Source organism: Streptomyces sp. MUM 203J, assembly GCF_022414595.1.
GTDB lineage: Bacteria > Actinomycetota > Actinomycetes > Streptomycetales > Streptomycetaceae > Streptomyces.
In genome coordinates, this window is the sequence record NZ_JADWYO010000034.1 from 33,288 (window position 1) to 49,997 (window position 16,710).

The following is a 16,710-nucleotide window of genomic DNA, read 5'->3' on the forward strand; positions in this document are numbered from 1 at the left end:
CCAATGGAGCGCAAGGGCGTTGTCACGCTCGTCAATCCCAATCAGATATACCCTCCCATCGCGCCCTATGCACTGGACGTTCTGACCACGGCGCTCGAGCGTGCCGGATATGAGACCCACGTCCTGGACCTGACGTTCCATCTGGACGACTGGAAGGACGTACTCCGAGAGTATTTCCGGGCTGCGGGCCCCTTGCTCGTCGGTGTCACGTGCCGCAACACCGACACGGTGTACGCCTTCGAACAGCGCCCCTTCGTCGACGGGTACAAGGCGGTCGTCGACGAGATCCGCCGGCTGACACGGGCTCCCGTCGTCGCGGGCGGGGTCGGGTTCTCCACGATGCCCTTCGCCCTGGTCGACTATCTCGACGTCGAGTTCGGGGTGAAGGGGCCGGGGGAGAAGACCATCTGCGACCTGGCGGACGCCCTCCACGAAGGGCGGTCCGCGGACGTCATCCCGGGACTGCTCGTCAACCACGGAGCGGGGAAGGTGACCAGGGTGCCGCCGGTGCTGAGCGGGCGTGAGGACGTGGACCCCCTGCCCGTGTCGTTCGGAGCCGTCGGCCACGGCGAGGGCAGGGCATGGCAGGCGGAGACCGAGAACTCCTACACCCGCCGCTCGGGTGTGCCGTACAAGGTCGACAATCTGCGCTACTACAGACTGGGCGGCCTGGGCAGCATCCTGACCAAGAACGGCTGTGTCTACAGGTGTACGCATTGTGTGGAGCCGGACGCCAAGGGCACGCGCTTCGGGCGCCGTAGTGTGGCGGCGGTGGTCGACGAGATCGAGTCGCTGACCGCTCAGGGCATCCACGACCTGCACACCACGGACAGCGAGTTCAACCTCTCGATCGCCCACAGCAAAAAGCTGTTGCGAGAGATCATCAGGCGCCGGGACGGAGACGTGTACAGCCCGCTGCGCGACCTCAGGCTCTGGGTCTACTGCCAGCCCGCCCCCTTCGACGAGGAGTTCGCGGAGCTCCTGGCAGGCGCCGGGTGCGCGGGGGTGAACGTCGGCACGGACCACGTGCGCCCCGAGATGCTCGCCGGGTGGAAGGTGACCGCGAGGGGAAGGCGGTACTACGACTTCACCGACACGGCGCGCCTGGTGGAACTGAGCCACCGGAACGGGATGCTGACGATGGTCGAGGCGTTGTTCGGGATGCCGGGGGAAACCCTGGAGACGATGCGCGAGTGCGTCGACCGGCTGATGGCGCTGGACGCCACGGTCACGGGCTTCAGCCTCGGACTCCGTCTGCTTCCCTACACGGATCTGTCGATCTCTCTGGCCGAGCGGTGCGACGGGGTACGGACGGTCCCCGGACTCCAGTCCAACAACGCGACCCGGCCGATCGTCCTGAAACCGCTGGCGAAGTGCGGCAGCCCCGTCGAGTACGAGAGGCAGTTCATGTTCGACGAGTCAGGCGAATTCCGCCTGGTCTGCTACTTCTCCCCCGACCTCCCGGAAGCACCGGACACCGTGGCCAGCCCGAACGGGATCTGGCGCGCGTCGGTCGACTTCCTGTGGGACCACATTCCGGAGTCGGAGCACTACCGGGTGATGCTTCCGACGATCTCCGGAAGCAGCGAGAACGACAACAACTACGCCGACAACCCGTTCCTCACCAGCCTGAACAGGCAGGGCTACACAGGCGCCTTCTGGGCACACTGGCGCGACCGTGAGGCCATCCTGAACGGCAGCGGCGCCGGCGCCTTCGGGGCGCTGACGGTGGAGGCGTCCCGGTGAGCGCCGCGCCCCGATCCCCCCGGTCCCTCCGAGGCCAGGTGGCGCTGATCACCGGTGCCGGCCGCGGCATCGGCCGGCTCCTCGCCGTCGGACTCGCCGCAGAGGGCATGGCGGTCGGGCTGATCGGCCGGGACCGGCGGCGGCTGGACGACACCGCGCGCGTGTGCGCACGGCACGGGGCCGGGACCGCCGTCTCCGTGGCGGACGTCCGGTCCGTGAAGGAGGTACGGGAAGCCGCACAAGCCGTGTTCGCCGCACTGGGACCCGTCGACCTGCTGGTGAACAACGCTGGGCTCGCGGACCGGGGCGAGACCCCCTTCTGGGAGACCGACCCCGAGCACTGGTGGGAGGTCTTCGAAACGAACGTGCGGGGCACCGTCAACGCCTGCCAGGCGATCATGCCGGAGATGATCCGGCGACGGTCGGGCCGCATCGTCAACGTCAACTCGGCCCTCGCCGTGAAGGGCGATCTCCGCTACTCCGCCTACAGCGGTTCCAAAGCCTCCCTGCTCGCGCTCACCTCGGTCCTGGGCACCTCGCTCACGGAGCGCGGTGTCCACCTGTTCGACATCAGCCCGGGCATGGTGCGCACGGACATGACGCTCGGCATGGCCGTCTGCGCCGGACGAGAGGACTGGACCGACCCCGCCCCCTTCGTGGCGGCGGTCGTCCGGGTGGCGCGGGGCGAGCTGGACCCGCTCGCGGGCCGATTCCTGCACACGGGCAGGGACGACCTCGACCAGCTGCTCGCCGGAGCGGAGAGGCTGCGCGCCGCCGATGCCCGGACGCTGCGCATGCGCGCGCACGGGCAGTCGGACTGGATCGTGTGACGCGGCCCGGGCGGGAAGGGCGCGAACGGGCGTGGCACCCAGGGCCCCCGTGGAAGGCGGGTGCCAGGCGACCGGGAGGTGGATCGTGGCCCGGAAGCTGCGTGTCGGGACGTGCCCGGCGCCGGGACCCATCGGGGCGTCCCCGGCCCTGGACCGGCTGCCCGCCACCCCCGCCGGGGCGCACGACCGGTGCCTGGAGCTACTCGCCGGGCCGGACGGCGTGGAGGTTGGTTGACGGCTGTCGGGCAAGCACAACGCCAAGATCAGCATGGTGGCATGGATCTGCCTCAAGGAGGGCGCCGAACCCCGGATGACTGAGAGGCCGTGCGGACAGGCGCGGTTGGGGACCCCGGGCAACAGAACGGGCGCAGGTCTCGGTGATCACGGAGTTGCGGCGCTTCGTGATCACTGGGGGACCTGTGCCCGCGCTGCCATCATGAGTTACCGAACCGCTCTGCAACCACCGCCGTGGATCCGAGGGACCGGGCCCACTTCGACGCGCATCGGAAGCGCGTCCTCGCCTCGCCGGACGTCGTCACCCGCACCGTGCTCGCGGACGGCGATGTGGTCGGGCACGCGGCCGTGTACGGCGATCCGGGCGAGCGGGAGGTCACGTGTTTCATCGATCGCCACTACTGGGGGCGGGCATTGCGACCGCGGCGCTGCGGGGCTGCTCGCCGAGGCCCCTGAAGGCCCGCTCCTGGCCCGGGTGGCGGCGGACAACACCGGATCGGCGCGGGTTCTGGAGAAGTGCGGCTTCAAGGCCGTCGGCGAGGACCGGGGTTTCGCGAACGGGCGGGGAGCGGAGATCGCCGAACTGGTGCTGCGGTTGGACGGCTGATTCCTCCCACCCCGTAAGGGGTGCCAGGCTACCTCTCACCGTACATGGGGTTTAATTGCGAGCTGTTCGCAACAACTGTTGATCTTCATAAGGGGTGTGGCTCCATGAGCGCCCGATCCGCCCGTCCGATACGCGGCCTGGCCGCCGCCGCGCTGGCCTTCGCCCTGGCCGGCTCTGCTGCGGCCTGCTCCAAGCCGGGCGGAGCCGACAGCGGCGGCAAGGGCGTGGACACGGTCACCGTCGGCATCGCCTACGAGCCCGAGACGCTCAGCCCGCTCCTCGGCTACGGCCGCGAGGGCAACTCCAAGATCTTCGACGGGCTCCTCGCCCACGACCCCGACGGCAGGCTCACCCCTGCCCTCGCCACCGCCCTCCCCGAGGTGAGCCCGGACGGCCTCACCTACACCTACACCCTCCGCACCGGCGTCACCTTCAGCGACGGCAGCCCCTTCACCGCCGAGGACGTCGTCTTCACCTACCGCACCATCCTCGACCCGAAGACCAACAACCCCGCCCGCACCGAACTCGACGCCCTCAAGGACGTCCGGGCCGACGGCGACCACACCGTGGTCTTCACCCTCAAGTACCCGTACGCGCCCTTCGCGGAGCGCACCGTCCACGCCATCGCCCCCGCCCGCATCGCGGGCGGGCAGGACGTCAACAGCGGCTCCTTCACCGCCGAGCCCGTCGGTACCGGCCCGTACGTCCTCGTCGACTGGTCGAAGGGGGAGAAGCTCACCTTCAAGGCCAACCCCCGCTACTGGGGCGGTGAGCCCCGGGTGAAGAGGCTCACCATGGCGATCGTCAAGGACGACGACATCCGCGCCACCCGGCTCCGCGCCGGAGACCTCGACGGCGCCGTCCTGCCGCCCAACCTCGCCCGCACCTTTGCGAACGACCCCGGCAGGAAGACCTACACGGCCCGCACCTACGACTACCGGAACGTCACCCTCCCCACCCACAACCCGGTCGCCGGCGACACCGCCGTCCGCCGCGCCCTCGACCTTGCCGTCGACCGCCAGGCGATGGTCGACGGCATCCTCGACGGTGCCGGGAAGCCCGCCTACGGGCCGGTTCCCACCGACAGCGAGTGGTTCACCCGCGGCACCGAACGCCGTCACGACCTCTCCGCCGCCCGCCGCATCCTGGACGAGGCGGGCTGGAAGCCCGGCAGGGACGGGATCCGCGTCAAGGGCGGCGTCCGCGCCGCCTTCCCCCTCTGGTACCTCTCCGGTGACAAGCTCCGCCAGGACCATGCCCTCGCCTACGCCTCCGACGCCAAGAAGGCCGGTATCGAGATCACCACCCAGGCAGGAACCTGGGAGGTGATCGAACCCCGGATGAAACAGGACGCCGTGCTCGCGGGCGGCGGCGCCCCCGGCGACCCCGACTTCGACCAGTACCCGCTGCTCCACTCCTCCCTCGCCGGAGACGGCTTCAACAACATGGCCCGGTACACCGACCCGGCCGTCGACAAGGCCCTGGAGGACGGGCGCAGGACGAACGACCGCGCCGCCCGCAAGGCCGCCTACGACACGGTCCAGCGCGCCCTGGTGAAGAACCCCGGCTACACCTTCCTCACGCACATCGACCACCTGTACGTGGTCGCGGACCGCTGGGACGGCCTCACCACCCAGGTCGAACCCCACGACCACGGCCTCGCCTCCGGCCCCTGGTGGAACGTCGAGGACTGGGCGCCGAAGAAGTGACCGCCGGCCGCCTCCCCTGGGCGGCGATGGCCAGGATGGCCGGACGGCGGTCCCTGGCCGCCGTCCCCGTCCTGGTGACCGTGACCTTGGGCGTCTTCGCCGTGGCCGCCGCCTCCCCGTTCGATCCCGTCACCGCGTACGCCGGGAACGCCGGTCTCACCGCCACCGAGGAGAACCTGGACCAGTTGCGCGCCAACCTCGGCGCCGACCAGCCCTTCACCGCCCGCTGGTGGCAGTGGCTCGGCTCCGCCCTCAGCGGCGACCTCGGGGACTCCACAGCCCTGCGCCGGCCCGTCACCGACGTCATCGCGCAGCGCCTCGGCTGGTCCGCGCTGCTGGCCGCCGCCGCCTTCGCCGCCGCGCTGCTCCTCGGCACGGCCCTCGGCGTGCTCGCGGCCCGCCGCCGCGGCGGCCGGTTCGACCGCTGGGTCACCTCCGCCGCGTACGCCCTGGAAGCCGCCCCCGCCTTCTGGCTCGGCCTCCTCGCCATCTGGCTGTTCGCGCTCCACCTGGGCGCCCTCCCGGCCGGCGGCCTCACCGACACCGCCAGCGACACCGTGACGCCCGGTCAGGTCGCCCGGCACCTGGTGCTGCCCGCGGCCGTACTCGCCGCCACCCAGCTGCCCTGGTTCCTGCTGTACGCGCGCCAGGGCGTCGCGGACGCCCTCGACGAGGACCACGTGCGCGGCGCCCGCGCCCGCGGCCTGCGCGAACGGACCGTGCTGCTCCACCACGCCCTGCGCTCCGGCATGCTGCCCGTCCTCACCCTCATCGGCTCCCGGGTGCCCGAACTCATCACCGGCGCGCTGCTCGTCGAGACCGTCTTCTCCTGGCCCGGCATCGCCGCAGCGACCGTCCAGGCCGCGCTCGCCGCCGACTTCTCGCTGCTCGCGGCACTCACCGTGCTCGCCACCGCCGCTGTGCTGCTCGGCAACCTCCTGTCCGACCTGCTGTACGGGCTGGCCGACCCGAGGGCGGGCTTCGATGGCTGACCGCTCCCTCCCGCGCGGCGCGGTCCCGGGGACCGTCATCGCCGTCGCCGTACTGGCCGCGCTCCTCGTGCCGCCGTTCGCCCAGCTCGACCAGCAGGCCGTAGACCTGTCCGCGAAGCTGCTCCCGCCCTCCTGGGGGCACCCGTTCGGCACCGACGAACTCGGCCGCGACCTGCTGTTGCGCTGTGTGTACGGGCTTCGGGTCTCCTTGCTGGTCGGCGTCGTCGCCGCACTGGTGGCCACCGTCGCGGGGACGGCTGTCGGCGCCGCCGCCGGGGCGCTCGGCGGCCGGACCGACCGGCTCGTCATGCGGCTCGTGGACACCTTCTCCTCGGTGCCGCACCTGCTGCTCGGCATCGTCGTGGTCGCCCTGTTCCGGCCCGGCGTATGGCCGGTCATCGCGTCTGTGGCCGTCACCCACTGGCTGTCCACCGCCCGGATCGTCCGCTCCGAGGTGCTGACCCTGCGCGCCCGCCCCTACATCGACGCGGCGGTGTCGGGCGGCGCCTCACGCCGGCGGGTGACGGTCCGCCACCTGCTGCCCGGCGTCGCCCCGCAGGCCGGGATCGCCGCCGTGCTGATGATCCCGCACGCCATGTGGCACGAGTCCGCGCTGTCCTTCCTCGGGCTGGGCCTGCCCGCCCACCAGGCCAGCCTCGGCAACCTGGTGCAGTCGGCGCGCGGCTCCCTGCTCGCCGGGCACTGGTGGCCCACCCTGTTCCCCGGCCTCTTCCTGATCGTGCCGACCCTCGCCCTCGCCGGGCTCGCCGCCGTCTGGCGGGACCGGCTGAATCCGCGCCGCCGATCGGAGCTGACGCTGTGACCACGGTTCTCTCGGTACGAGGCCTGTCCGTCCGGTTCCGGATGCGCGGCCGTCCGCCGGTCGCCGCCGTCACCGACGCCGACCTGGACGTGGCGGCGGGGGAGTGCCTCGCCCTGGTCGGGGAGAGCGGCTGCGGCAAGTCCGTGCTGGCCTCCGCCCTGCTCGGGCTGCTCCCCGGCAACGCCACGACCGAGGGCTCCGCCATGGTGGACGGCATCGATCTGCTCGCCGCCGACGAACGCACCCTCGCCCGCACCGTACGCGGCCGGCGCGTCGGCCTCGTCCCGCAGTCCCCGGCCGCCCACCTCACCCCGGTGCGCACCGTCCGCGCCCATCTGGCGGAGGCGCTGCGCGAACTCACCGGCACCCCCCGCGCCGACCTGCCGCAGGCCGTACGGGCCGCCGCGGAACGGGCCGCCTTCCCCGCGGACCACCTGGACCGCCACCCGCACCAGCTGTCCGGTGGCCTCGCCCAGCGCGCGGCCACCGCCCTCGCCCTCGTCGGGGACGCACCCCTGCTGCTGGCCGACGAGCCGACCACCGGACTCGACCGAGACCTGGTCGACCGGACCGCCGACGAGCTGCGCCGCCACGCCGACTCCGGCCACGCCCTGCTGCTCATCACCCACGACCTGGCCGCCGCGCAGCGCATCGCGGACCGGGTCGCGGTCATGTACGCGGGCCGCATCGTCGAAGTCAGCCCGGCCGACCGTTTCTTCGCCTCACCCGTCGCCCGCCGCCGCCCTTCCACGGAAGCCGTGGGCGCCGCCCCGCCTGATCCGGGCCCCCGCCACCCCTATGCCCGCGGCCTGCTCGCCGCCCTCCCCGAGCGGGACTTCATCCCCGTCCCCGGCATGCCGCCCGAACTCGGCGACCTCCCGGACGGCTGCGCCTTCGCCCCCCGCTGCCCCCGGGCCACCAACACCTGCCGCGACACGCCCCGGCTCACCGACGGCGTCGCCTGCCACCACCCGCAGGAGGCCCACCATGCTTGAACTCCGCTCCGTCACCGCCGGATACGACCGCCACGCCCCGGTCCTGCGGGACGCCTCCCTGACCGTCGCCCCCGGCGAGGCCGTCGGGCTGCTCGGTCCGAGCGGCTGCGGAAAGTCCACCCTGGCCCGTGTCGCCGCCCTGCTGCACCGCCCCGACGCGGGACAGGTCGTGATCGACGGCGAGACCGTACGGGGCTGGCGCCACCGCGCCCCACGGCGCCTGCGCACCGCGGTCGGGGTCGTCTTCCAGCAGCCCCGCCTCTCCGCCGACCCCCGGCTGAGCCTGCACGACATCGTCGCGGAGCCTCTGCGGGCCACCGGCCGCCGCGCCGAAGTCGCCGCGCGTGTCCCGGAGCTCGCCCGCCGGGTCGGCCTCACAGAGGACCTGGCCGCCCGCCGCCCGCACGAGGTCAGCGACGGACAGCTCCAGCGCGCCTGCCTCGCCCGCGCTCTCGTGCTGCGCCCCCGCTGGCTGGTGTGCGACGAGATGACCGCCATGCTGGACGCGTCCACCACCGCCGCGCTCGTCGCGGTCGTCGAGGACTACCGGCGGGAGACGGGCGCCGGGGTCCTGGCCGTCAGCCACGACGCCGTGCTGCTGAACCGCTGGTGCGACCGCACGGAGGACTGGCGGGCGGTCCGGTTCTCCTGACGGAGCATCACGCTCACTTGTCCGAACGGCTTTTCGCCCCCAGCCGGTACCCCGGGTGGACACCCGGGGTGAGGCCCTGCTGCTCCGCGATCCGCTCCAGCAGCTCCGTCAACCGCTCCCGATCCTTCCGGTCCAGCGCGCCGCAGATGTCGTTCTCATGCGCCGTGGCCGCCTCCCGCACCCGGTCCAGGGCGCGGCGCCCCTCCGCCGACAGGTGCAGCGCGTGGTGCCGCCGGTCCTCCGGGCTGCGCCGCCGTTCCACCAGCCCCTTGCGGTCCAGGCCGTCCAGCAGCGTCACCACCCGGCTCGGCACGACTCCCAGCTCCTCCGCCAGGGACCTCTGACTGCGGCCCGGCTGCCGGGCGATCATCCGCAGCAGTCCCACATCGGGCGGGGTCAGCCCCAGCTCACCCACCCGCTCCGCGAAGCGGCCCGCCGCGTGCGCGCCGATCTGCGCCAGGAGGAACGCGGCCCCTCCCGGCCGCGCGGCCGGCCGCTGTTCCCGCCCGTCCTCCGCGGCTTCCGCCGCCTCTTCCGTGTGTGCTTGCCGTGGTGTGCTCACCCAGCTATCGTACCCATCAGAGAATGATTCTCCATGGTGAACGATTTACACAAGAGAACGATCAGAACGGATCTCCGCCATGTCGTCAGCGAAGCTCACCCCTGCACCCGCCCAGGCCCGCGAGCGGCGGCGGCCCCAGGGCGGCCCCCCGCCCGGCGTGCTCGCCGTCGTCTTCACCGCGCTGTTCCTCGCCGGGCTCGTCATCGGCACGGTCATGGCGGGAGGCACCGCCTACCCGTCGCCGTACGGCCCGTCGGCCGACGTCCTCGGCTATGTGCGGAACCATCAGGACGCCCTCCGGGTCGCCGGGGCCCTGCAGTTCGGAGTCGCGATCCCACTGGGGATCTACGCGGCGACGATGTCGGCCCGGCTGAACCGGCTCGGCATCCGCGCCCCCGGCGCAACCATCGCCCTGTCCGGCGGAGTACTCGCCGCCGCGTTCCTGGCCTGCTCGGGCCTGGTCAGCTGGGTTCTGTCCCGCCCCGAACTCCCCGCTGAGCCCGGCGTCGTGCGGGCCCTGCACTTCCTCGCCTTCGCCACCGGCGGGCCCGGACACGTGGTGCCGCTCGGCCTGCTCGTCGCGGGAATCGCCGTGCCGGGGCTGCTCGCCGGGTTGCTGCCCCGGGGGCTGGCATTCACCGGGCTGGCCATCGCCGCCGTCGCCGAGTTGTCCACACTGGCCCTGCTCGTCGACGAGGCCGCCTACCTGCTGCCCGTCGCCCGGTTCACCGGCCTCGCCTGGCTGATCGCCGCCGGGTTCCTGCTGCCGCAACGGCGGCCCCGCAACCGAGCGGAGAGCTGACCATGGACGCCGGGATCACCGCGAAGCTGGTGCGCTTCCAGCAACCCGAGAAGGTCCTTCCCCACCTGCCCGGCCTGGACGAGTCCCGGATCGCCGCCCTGTTCGGCCTCACCCCGTCCGACTACCGTGCCCTGCGCGAGGAGTTCGCCACCCGGACCAGGGAAGCCGCGGCCGGACTGCTCGCGGACCCCGCTCTCGCGGGGGACGTGGGGCGGCTGCCCTTCGCCCCCGGACAGCGGATCGCCGTGCTCGGGGAGAGCACCACGGCCGACCGGCTGTCCTGGTGCGAGATCCTGCGCCACCTCCTCCCCGACGGCACCGGGCTCGCCAATCTCGCGGTGTCCGGGTGCACCACCACCCAGGCCCTGACGACCCAACTGCCCGCGCTGTCCTCGCAGCGCCCCGACTGGGTGCTGTGCATGCTCGGCGGCAACGACGCCCAGCGCCTCGGGCCCGACGGCGGAACCCGGCTCGTCAGCCAGGACGAGACCGCACGCAACCTGCGCACCCTGTTCGACCTCTCCGCGACGGACGGTGCCCCCCGCTGGCTCTGGCTCACCCCGACCGGCGTCGACGAGGCCCGGGTCCGGGCGTACCCGTACTTCCGGAAGGCCCGCATCACCTGGACCAACCGCGACATCGACCGCATCGCCGCGTTCCTGGCCGACCGGCCGGAACCCACCGTGGACACCCGGGAACCGGCGGCGGGGCGGCACATGGACGACGGTGTGCACCTCACCCTCGACGGGCAGAGGTCCGTCGCCGCCGCGGTCGTACGTGCCCTCGCCCGCCGCGCGTAACGGCCCGGCGCCGATTCATACCCGTTCGGCCGACGTGCCGTACGTCCGCATGGCGCCGTCACTCCGCCAGACTGGGCCGCCGAAACGCCGTACACGCCCCGCCGCACCCCGTTTCCGGAGCCACCGGTGCGGCGGCCTGGCCGAGGAGGGTGACCCGTGGCCGTATCCGTCTCCGTCGTGCTGCTTCTGCTGATCCTGGCGGTGGTCTTCCTCCGCAGTGGCGGTCTGAAGCTCTCCCACGCACTGGTGTGCGCCCTGCTCGGGTTCTTCCTCGCCGGGACCAGCCTCGCCCCCACCATCTACAACGGGGTGTCCGCCACCGCCGACGTCGTCAGCAGCGTCAAGCCCTGAGCGCGCACGCGGGCACAGGCGCGGGCCTGTTCCGGACCAGCCAGTCCCGTGCGAAGTCCACCGCCGTCGCCAGACCCAGCACCCGGCACCCGGCTTCGCCCACCCGGCCCGTCCGCACCGGCACCACACCGGACCGCTCGAGATCCGCTCCCAGAGCGCGGAAGTCGCCGTCGTCCAGCACCACGTCCTCGTACGCCCACCAGTGCCCCCCGCCGGCACCGTCCCGCACCACGCACCGATAGGTGCGGCGGGGCGGCTCGGGCACCCGGTACTCGGCCAGATGGAACGCCGTGCAGGTGTCGAATCCCGTGCCCAGCATCAGGATCCGCGCCCCCCGCTCGTACAGCCGGGCCGGCGGTGAGTCCTCCCCGAAGTGGCAGTCGGGGCGGTGCCCCCGCACCACCTCCGCCGCACGCGGCCCGAGCGCCGCGAACGACGCCTGCGGATGGGCGCTGCGCAGCGCCCCCGGCGCCGTACGCACCAGTTCCGCCAGGACCCCCACCCCCGAAGACGGCATGGCCAGCGGATCGTACGGCTCCATCGCCGCCCGCACCTTTGCCGCCTGCGCCTCGCTCAGCCCGCGCACCCGCTGCCGGTACGCCGCCGAGGAGTCCGAATTGTGTGCCGTGAACGCCGGGACGACCAGCGTGCCGTCCGGCCCGAGCGCCGTCCGCAGCGCCCGCAGCACCGCCGCGCCCCCGCCCGCCACCGGGCCCACCGCCCGCAACGACGCGTGCACCAGCAGGAATCCGCCCGGTCCGACCCCCAGCGCGGACAGCCGCGCCGCCAGCTCTCCCTCGTCCATGGCGGCCCATCGTAAGGGCGGAAACCGCGCCGCCCGACACCAGAAGGAGCCAGATCGCGCCCCGTTCACCCGCTCCGGGGTCATCCGGTACGGATCCGCCGTGAGCGGGCCGACGGGAGCCGATCGGTGCTGCACAAGGACCGCGTGTCCAGTGGGATACGAGCAACGTGTCATCGCCGCGGTCCAGGCGGAGCGGGAGCGTCCCCTGCCGCCGCGGGAGGAGGCGACGGAGACGGCGAACACCACCGTCAGGCCGAGCGCCGCGGCGGAGCCGCCGGGCCTCCTGCCCTGCCCCGACCCCGCGTACGTCCCGGGCGTCAGACACGCGCGGGGTGAGGACGGCCTGCTCGCCCCGAGACCGTCCCCGGGCGCACCGGGACGCCGCGTCCACCGGAGAGGTCGCCGGGAACGCCGGGCGGGCCACGGGAGGCCGCCGACCGGTACGCGGCCGAGTTGACGGAAGCCTGCCCCGCCCCGGACGAGAACGTGTCCGGTGACGGGGGCGAGGGCGCCGGGTCCGTCCCCGACCGGCGCGGCGCCGGGGACGACCAGGGGACGTGTCCGGAGGCAGGTTCCGCCGAGCCGCCGGCTGACTTCCCCCGGCCCGCGCCCGGTCGCTTCGGCCCGGCCATGCGGCTCAGCGGGTCACGCGCACCGGGACCGTGTCCGAGAGCACCGCGCGGCCGTCCTCCGGGGAGTCCCAGAACGCCGTCAGGACCCCGGAGCCCGGCCGCGTGGCCGTGTACGGGATCGTCAGGTCGTACGTCCCGCGCGTGCCGCTGCCCGACGTGGCCGTACCGAAGACGTCGGCCACCGTGGCACCGCCGCCGTCCGTGAGCCTGAAGCGGATCGTCGCCTCGAAGGTGTTCGCGCTGCCCCACACCCGGACCGGGGAGCGTACGCTCTCCCCGATCATCGGGGACTCCACCAGGATGTCCGGCGTGAGGTCCTCGAAGTCCTGCCGCCCCACCGGCCTGCCGAGTTCGACGCCCTCACCGCCGAAGGCCTCCACCGGTTCGCCGTCCAGCGCGAACCGCACCTTGTCGATGGACGAGAACCGGGTCGCCGTGAACACCACCTGCGCCAGCCGGGCCCGCATCGACAGCGTGCCGCCCCCGTCGTCGTAGCGGCCCGACAGGTCCACCGTCGCGATCCGGTCACGCACCACCACGGAGTTGAGCCGGGTGCCGGAGGGGATCGAGGTGGAGCGGTCGTGCCCGCGTTCGAAGCCGTTGGGCCCTGACAGAAGGGCGCGCAGTGCACCGTCGGCGGTGGCCGGCCCGGCCACCGTACGGGGAGCGGGGGACACCTGCTCCCCGTTCAGGAAGTAGACGGCGACCCGTACCCGCCGCGCCCCGCCGTCCGGCGTCGGAGTCCCGGGCGGCATGGAGACCGCGGGCGCGTCCGGCCCGGTCCCGGCGGGCGTCGGATCGGCGGGTGCGGACGTCCCGGGCGCCGGCGTGCCCGGGACGGCGGTTCCGGGCACAGGGCTCGGGGTGGGGGCCAGGCCCGGCGCCCCGACAGCGGCCCCCTCCCCACGCTCCCCGCACGCGGCCAGCCCGAGCGGCAGCAGCAGTACGGCGGCGAGCGCCGCGGGCCGGAGACGCCGGAAGCGGCGCGGCGGAACATGGCTCATCACGGTCTCCGAACCCATGGTGTTTCCTGGTGACCCCTCCAGGAAACACCCTCCGCGCCCGTTGCAGAAGAGCGGCAGGGAGCCCACACGGAGGACGTTCTGGAGTGCGCCGGGAGCGTGTCCGGGGCGCTCGCGACGCCCGGGGGAGCGTCGTCCCCCACTGGGCCGGACCCCATCCGCGCACCTGCGTGGCAGCATGCGGGGTTCACAACGCCGCGTCAGCGGTCCCACCGGCCGTCCCGGCCGGCGTCCTCGCGTCGCCCCCGAGTCCCGGGACCCGCGGGCCCCGGGACTCGAAGCGGGGCCCGCCGGCCGCGCGGGTGACGGTCCGGGAGCGGTTCACGCCCGGCTGCCGTCGACCTGCGCCCCTTGCCCGGCGGCAGCGGCTCGATCCGCTCCCACAGGTCCGTCACCGCCAGCCTTGCTCCACCTTGGCGGGTGCGGTGTTCCAGCTCTTGGGTATGAACGTGATCACGTAGGTTCCGCGGTCGAAGTCGCTGTACCCGGCCGACCAGTTCCGGAACCTGCTCTCGTATACGCGCATGGGGCCCACGTCGCTGTTGGGCGCGTGATAGTGGTTGGCGTGAGTCCAGATGGTCTTGTCGGCATTCGCCTCGGTCTGCGCCCCGAACCAGCCGTAGTCGAAGTTGACCCACCGTTCGCCAGGCTTGGCGGGACTGCGCGAAACGTTCCTGTCCCTGGACATGTCGACCAGGCCCGTGTCCCGGTCGGGGCGGAAGGCGTTGGGGTCGCCGTACTTCCTCTTCTCGGATGAGCCCCACCAGTCCTGCCCGCTCCAGAAGTGCTTCGAGTAGATCACCGCCTTCATCCTGGACGGGTCGTAGTTGCCTCCGTCCCTCGCCTTGAAGGACGGTGTGTTCCTCAGTGCCGTGTAGAAGTTCGAGCGGCTGCCCTCGTGGAGCAGAGCGTCACCCTTGTCCGCGAGCTCCTTCTTGAGTCTCTCGAGGTAGGTTCCCTCGTCGTGGGAATTCGCCAGCGCCTTGTTCATGACGGACGCCACGTCGCGCGCCCGCTCGAAACCCTTCCTCTCATCGAAACTGTCCTTGGCGATGCGTCCCTCGAACTCCGCCTGTGTTTCGTTGGGGCGGGGGCTCGTGTTCTCGAGGTCGTTCTCGTACTTGTTCTCGTCGAAGTACGAGAAGGCCAGTCTGTTCGTCGGGTAGGGACCCGAATTGACCCAGGTGATGCCGACGCAACCGTAGGACAGCTTCTCCCGCTGCTCCTCGGTCATCTGCTGCTTCCTGCCGTCGCGATGACTGTAGACCTGCTGCCACTTGCGTATGTAGTTGTTGACGACCGTGGTGGCCCTGCCCCCGTAGGCCCGGTACGCGTCAGGCATCCTGTCGAGCGGCTCGGCGGGAGGGGTTTCCCTGCTGGAGGCCCGGGAGAACGCGCCGGCGCTCGGTGACAGGTCTGCCGGGGACTTCCCGGGCCGACTCAGCGACAGGGCTCTTTCGTTGAGTGCGTTGATGTTCTTGACGTCCTCCGCCGTCAGACCATGCGTTTCGGCGTAGGACCCCTTCTCGCCCTCGTCGGCGCTGCTGTCGGCCACGCTGGCCGACGGCATGAATCCGGTGGTGCACACGACCGCGCCCAAAGCGGCGAAGACGAGAAAGCTCTGATGTTTCTTCATGAAAATCGATGACTCCCTTGTGCTGGAACTCTTGAAACGAGGGCGTGCGAGGGGCACGACCCGATGGAGGGGTTCGGTGAGCTGCGGCTCAGGGCCTCGGAGGCCCTGTCCCGCGTCCGTGCGCCGCAGGCGGAAGAGGCGGCGCCGCGAGGGGAAGGAGACGCGGTGGACGCGGGAGAAGCCGGCGGCGGCGCGGACGTGGCCCGTCGTCACCGCGGTCGCCGCCGCCGGGCGGCTGGGCGCGACTCGGTCCCTGACCGCCGGGGCCGGCCGCCCGGGGCGGCGGCGGTACGGCGGCTCGCTACATCAAGGTCGTCGCCGTGGCGACGACGCGGGCCCGGTCCGGGCGATCGGGGTCGCCGTAGCGGACCTCGACACGCGGGTGGGACCGCATGAAGTCGGTGTCGACCAGGCGGACCTGGCCGGGGTGGTCGACCGTGCGCACGACGATGTCCGTGTCGAGGAAGAAGCCGAACTCACCCGTGGCCGGGGCGTAGACGAAGAACTCGCGGCCCTCGAACTCCTGCCGCATGACGCTGTCCGTCAGGACCAGCGACCAGAAACCCGCACAGTGGCCCGCGGGGCACATCAACCCGAAGTCGGCTCGCAGGCCGTCCAGTTCCATCCCGTGGAAGGGGTTCTTGCCGTCCGCGTTGATCGTGATCGCGGTTTCCGGGGCGGCCGCCCGGGCTCCTTGAGTGAGAGGCAGGGCGAGGGCCGCGGTCACCACGACGCCGGTGAGGGTGCGGAGAGCGGTTCGACGTATCACGTCTCGGCTCCTGGGTGAGTGATCAGATCGTTACGAGGGGTGATCATGTCTGTGCGCTGATTCCCCGGCAACACCATGGCTGCAGAATCGGCCACTCCGGTATGAAGAACGATATCTAGCCGTTTATGCGAACCAGTCGTAAGAGGAGCCGGTGTGATGCGGCAGCGCTCGCCCGCTCCTGACGTGTGGTCCGTGGTCAGGCCGGTGCCGATGCTGCCGGGCACCCGCGGCGGACGGTGACGTCGTCGCCGACCGGTATGAGGAGCGAACTTCCACCGACTCGAAACCGCAGCTCATAGGGCTGGAGTGAGTCCGCGCAGCAGGTACTGCGGCGACACGGTCGGTCCCGGGCCTACGTGTCTTCGACGAGATCACATCGTGCGGACAATCCTGTGTGCGGCGGTCGCCTGCCGAAGCGGCAGCCGGTGACGCGCCGGATCACGCCGTTCTCTGAGCCGGGGACACGATCACGAGTTGTGCTGTGCGGGTGTCTCCAGTAGAGGAGGCCGCACGGGAGGGAGAGACGCGGGCGTCGTGGAGTGCGGTGTGGCGTTCCCGGCGGGCGGCGCGGCGGATGAACCGGTGGGGGCGGGCGACGGTCCCCTCGACGACGTGCCGGAGTTCGCCAAGGCCTTCTCGATGTCCGGGTCGTCCCTGCGGGAGTTGACCGGGAAGGTCCGGTGCCTGGCGCAGTCCGCGGCACGTCGGGGCCGAAGGCCGCAGGTCTCGCCCGCCTGCTGGAT

15 protein-coding genes and 1 pseudogene are annotated in these 16,710 nt (G+C 72.2%); 11 read left to right on the top strand and 5 right to left on the bottom strand.

Features of this window, described 5'->3' with window-relative positions; genetic code table 11:
- The first annotated feature begins 3 nt into the window (after positions 1-3).
- From tsrT to I3F58_RS18265, 8 genes and pseudogenes are all read left to right on the top strand, one after another.
- Positions 4-1,746, top strand: coding sequence for a tryptophan 2-C-methyltransferase (gene tsrT, locus I3F58_RS18230; RefSeq protein WP_240109685.1), 1,743 nt, complete (start codon positions 4-6; stop codon positions 1,744-1,746).
- Entirely contained in the window at positions 1,743-2,576 is an 834-nt protein-coding gene (locus I3F58_RS18235; protein WP_240109686.1) for an SDR family oxidoreductase, read from the top strand. Before tsrT ends, I3F58_RS18235 begins: the two co-directional genes overlap by 4 nt.
- Before the next feature lie 453 nt (positions 2,577-3,029).
- Positions 3,030-3,417: pseudogene (locus I3F58_RS18240) on the top strand (GNAT family N-acetyltransferase); the annotation flags it as partial.
- Between the two features lie 104 nt (positions 3,418-3,521).
- Positions 3,522-5,126 (top strand): ABC transporter substrate-binding protein, encoded by a 1,605-nt coding sequence (locus tag I3F58_RS18245; RefSeq protein WP_240109687.1) that lies wholly within the window; start codon positions 3,522-3,524, stop codon positions 5,124-5,126.
- A gap of 26 nt (positions 5,127-5,152) precedes the next feature.
- Positions 5,153-6,118: an ABC transporter permease gene (locus I3F58_RS18250; RefSeq protein WP_240109710.1), complete on the top strand. Its 966-nt coding sequence runs from the start codon at positions 5,153-5,155 to the stop codon at positions 6,116-6,118.
- Positions 6,111-6,941: an ABC transporter permease gene (locus I3F58_RS18255; RefSeq protein WP_240109688.1), complete on the top strand. Its 831-nt coding sequence runs from the start codon at positions 6,111-6,113 to the stop codon at positions 6,939-6,941. The genes I3F58_RS18250 and I3F58_RS18255 overlap by 8 nt, the downstream gene beginning before the upstream one ends.
- A gap of 41 nt (positions 6,942-6,982) precedes the next feature.
- The gene (locus I3F58_RS18260) at positions 6,983-7,936 is read left to right on the top strand and encodes an ABC transporter ATP-binding protein (protein WP_240109711.1); all 954 of its coding nucleotides are present in this window, start codon (positions 6,983-6,985) and stop codon (positions 7,934-7,936) included.
- The gene (locus tag I3F58_RS18265) at positions 7,929-8,588 is read left to right on the top strand and encodes an ABC transporter ATP-binding protein (RefSeq protein ID WP_240109689.1); all 660 of its coding nucleotides are present in this window, start codon (positions 7,929-7,931) and stop codon (positions 8,586-8,588) included. Before I3F58_RS18260 ends, I3F58_RS18265 begins: the two co-directional genes overlap by 8 nt.
- A gap of 13 nt (positions 8,589-8,601) precedes the next feature.
- Here I3F58_RS18265 and I3F58_RS18270 read toward each other — a convergent pair whose 3' ends face one another.
- Positions 8,602-9,150, bottom strand: a complete 549-nt coding sequence (locus tag I3F58_RS18270) for a MarR family winged helix-turn-helix transcriptional regulator (RefSeq protein WP_240109690.1) — start codon at positions 9,148-9,150, stop codon at positions 8,602-8,604.
- A gap of 79 nt (positions 9,151-9,229) precedes the next feature.
- Between I3F58_RS18270 and I3F58_RS18275 the strand changes: the two genes are divergently transcribed.
- The 3 genes from I3F58_RS18275 (at position 9,230) to I3F58_RS18285 (ending at position 11,103) form a co-directional block, all read left to right on the top strand.
- Positions 9,230-9,952, top strand: coding sequence for a hypothetical protein (locus I3F58_RS18275; RefSeq protein ID WP_240109691.1), 723 nt, complete (start codon positions 9,230-9,232; stop codon positions 9,950-9,952).
- A gap of 2 nt (positions 9,953-9,954) precedes the next feature.
- Positions 9,955-10,752: an SGNH/GDSL hydrolase family protein gene (locus I3F58_RS18280; RefSeq protein ID WP_240109692.1), complete on the top strand. Its 798-nt coding sequence runs from the start codon at positions 9,955-9,957 to the stop codon at positions 10,750-10,752.
- A gap of 156 nt (positions 10,753-10,908) precedes the next feature.
- Positions 10,909-11,103 carry a hypothetical protein gene (locus I3F58_RS18285; RefSeq protein ID WP_240109693.1) on the top strand — a complete coding sequence of 65 codons (195 nt, stop codon included), beginning with the start codon at positions 10,909-10,911 and terminating at the stop codon, positions 11,101-11,103.
- Here I3F58_RS18285 and I3F58_RS18290 read toward each other — a convergent pair.
- The 4 genes from I3F58_RS18290 to I3F58_RS18305 all read right to left on the bottom strand — a co-directional run bounded on the left by I3F58_RS18290 (position 11,093) and on the right by I3F58_RS18305 (position 15,967).
- Positions 11,093-11,908 carry an aminoglycoside N(3)-acetyltransferase gene (locus tag I3F58_RS18290; protein ID WP_240109694.1) on the bottom strand — a complete coding sequence of 272 codons (816 nt, stop codon included), beginning with the start codon at positions 11,906-11,908 and terminating at the stop codon, positions 11,093-11,095. The two genes, I3F58_RS18285 and I3F58_RS18290, sit on opposite strands and share 11 nt — an antisense overlap.
- A 637-nt stretch (positions 11,909-12,545) precedes the next feature.
- Complete coding sequence (locus tag I3F58_RS18295; RefSeq protein WP_240109695.1) at positions 12,546-13,562, bottom strand: GerMN domain-containing protein; 1,017 nt, start codon at positions 13,560-13,562, stop codon at positions 12,546-12,548.
- A gap of 391 nt (positions 13,563-13,953) precedes the next feature.
- Positions 13,954-15,198: a protein-glutamine gamma-glutamyltransferase gene (locus I3F58_RS18300; RefSeq protein WP_240109696.1), complete on the bottom strand. Its 1,245-nt coding sequence runs from the start codon at positions 15,196-15,198 to the stop codon at positions 13,954-13,956.
- 301 nt (positions 15,199-15,499) lie between these two features.
- Complete coding sequence (locus tag I3F58_RS18305) at positions 15,500-15,967, bottom strand: hypothetical protein (protein ID WP_240109697.1); 468 nt, start codon at positions 15,965-15,967, stop codon at positions 15,500-15,502.
- Positions 15,968-16,710: the final 743 nt, after the last annotated feature.

Coding starts and splice junctions, on each gene's coding strand:
- tsrT (WP_240109685.1), top strand. CDS start 4: ATGGAGCGCAAGGGCGTTGTCACGCTCGTCAATCCCAATCAGATATAC.
- I3F58_RS18245 (WP_240109687.1), top strand. CDS start 3,522: ATGAGCGCCCGATCCGCCCGTCCGATACGCGGCCTGGCCGCCGCCGCG.
- I3F58_RS18250 (WP_240109710.1), top strand. CDS start 5,153: ATGGCCAGGATGGCCGGACGGCGGTCCCTGGCCGCCGTCCCCGTCCTG.
- I3F58_RS18255 (WP_240109688.1), top strand. CDS start 6,111: ATGGCTGACCGCTCCCTCCCGCGCGGCGCGGTCCCGGGGACCGTCATC.
- I3F58_RS18260 (WP_240109711.1), top strand. CDS start 6,983: ATGCGCGGCCGTCCGCCGGTCGCCGCCGTCACCGACGCCGACCTGGAC.
- I3F58_RS18265 (WP_240109689.1), top strand. CDS start 7,929: ATGCTTGAACTCCGCTCCGTCACCGCCGGATACGACCGCCACGCCCCG.
- I3F58_RS18275 (WP_240109691.1), top strand. CDS start 9,230: ATGTCGTCAGCGAAGCTCACCCCTGCACCCGCCCAGGCCCGCGAGCGG.
- I3F58_RS18280 (WP_240109692.1), top strand. CDS start 9,955: ATGGACGCCGGGATCACCGCGAAGCTGGTGCGCTTCCAGCAACCCGAG.
- I3F58_RS18290 (WP_240109694.1), bottom strand. CDS start 11,908: ATGGACGAGGGAGAGCTGGCGGCGCGGCTGTCCGCGCTGGGGGTCGGA.
- I3F58_RS18295 (WP_240109695.1), bottom strand. CDS start 13,562: ATGGGTTCGGAGACCGTGATGAGCCATGTTCCGCCGCGCCGCTTCCGG.
- I3F58_RS18300 (WP_240109696.1), bottom strand. CDS start 15,198: ATGAAGAAACATCAGAGCTTTCTCGTCTTCGCCGCTTTGGGCGCGGTC.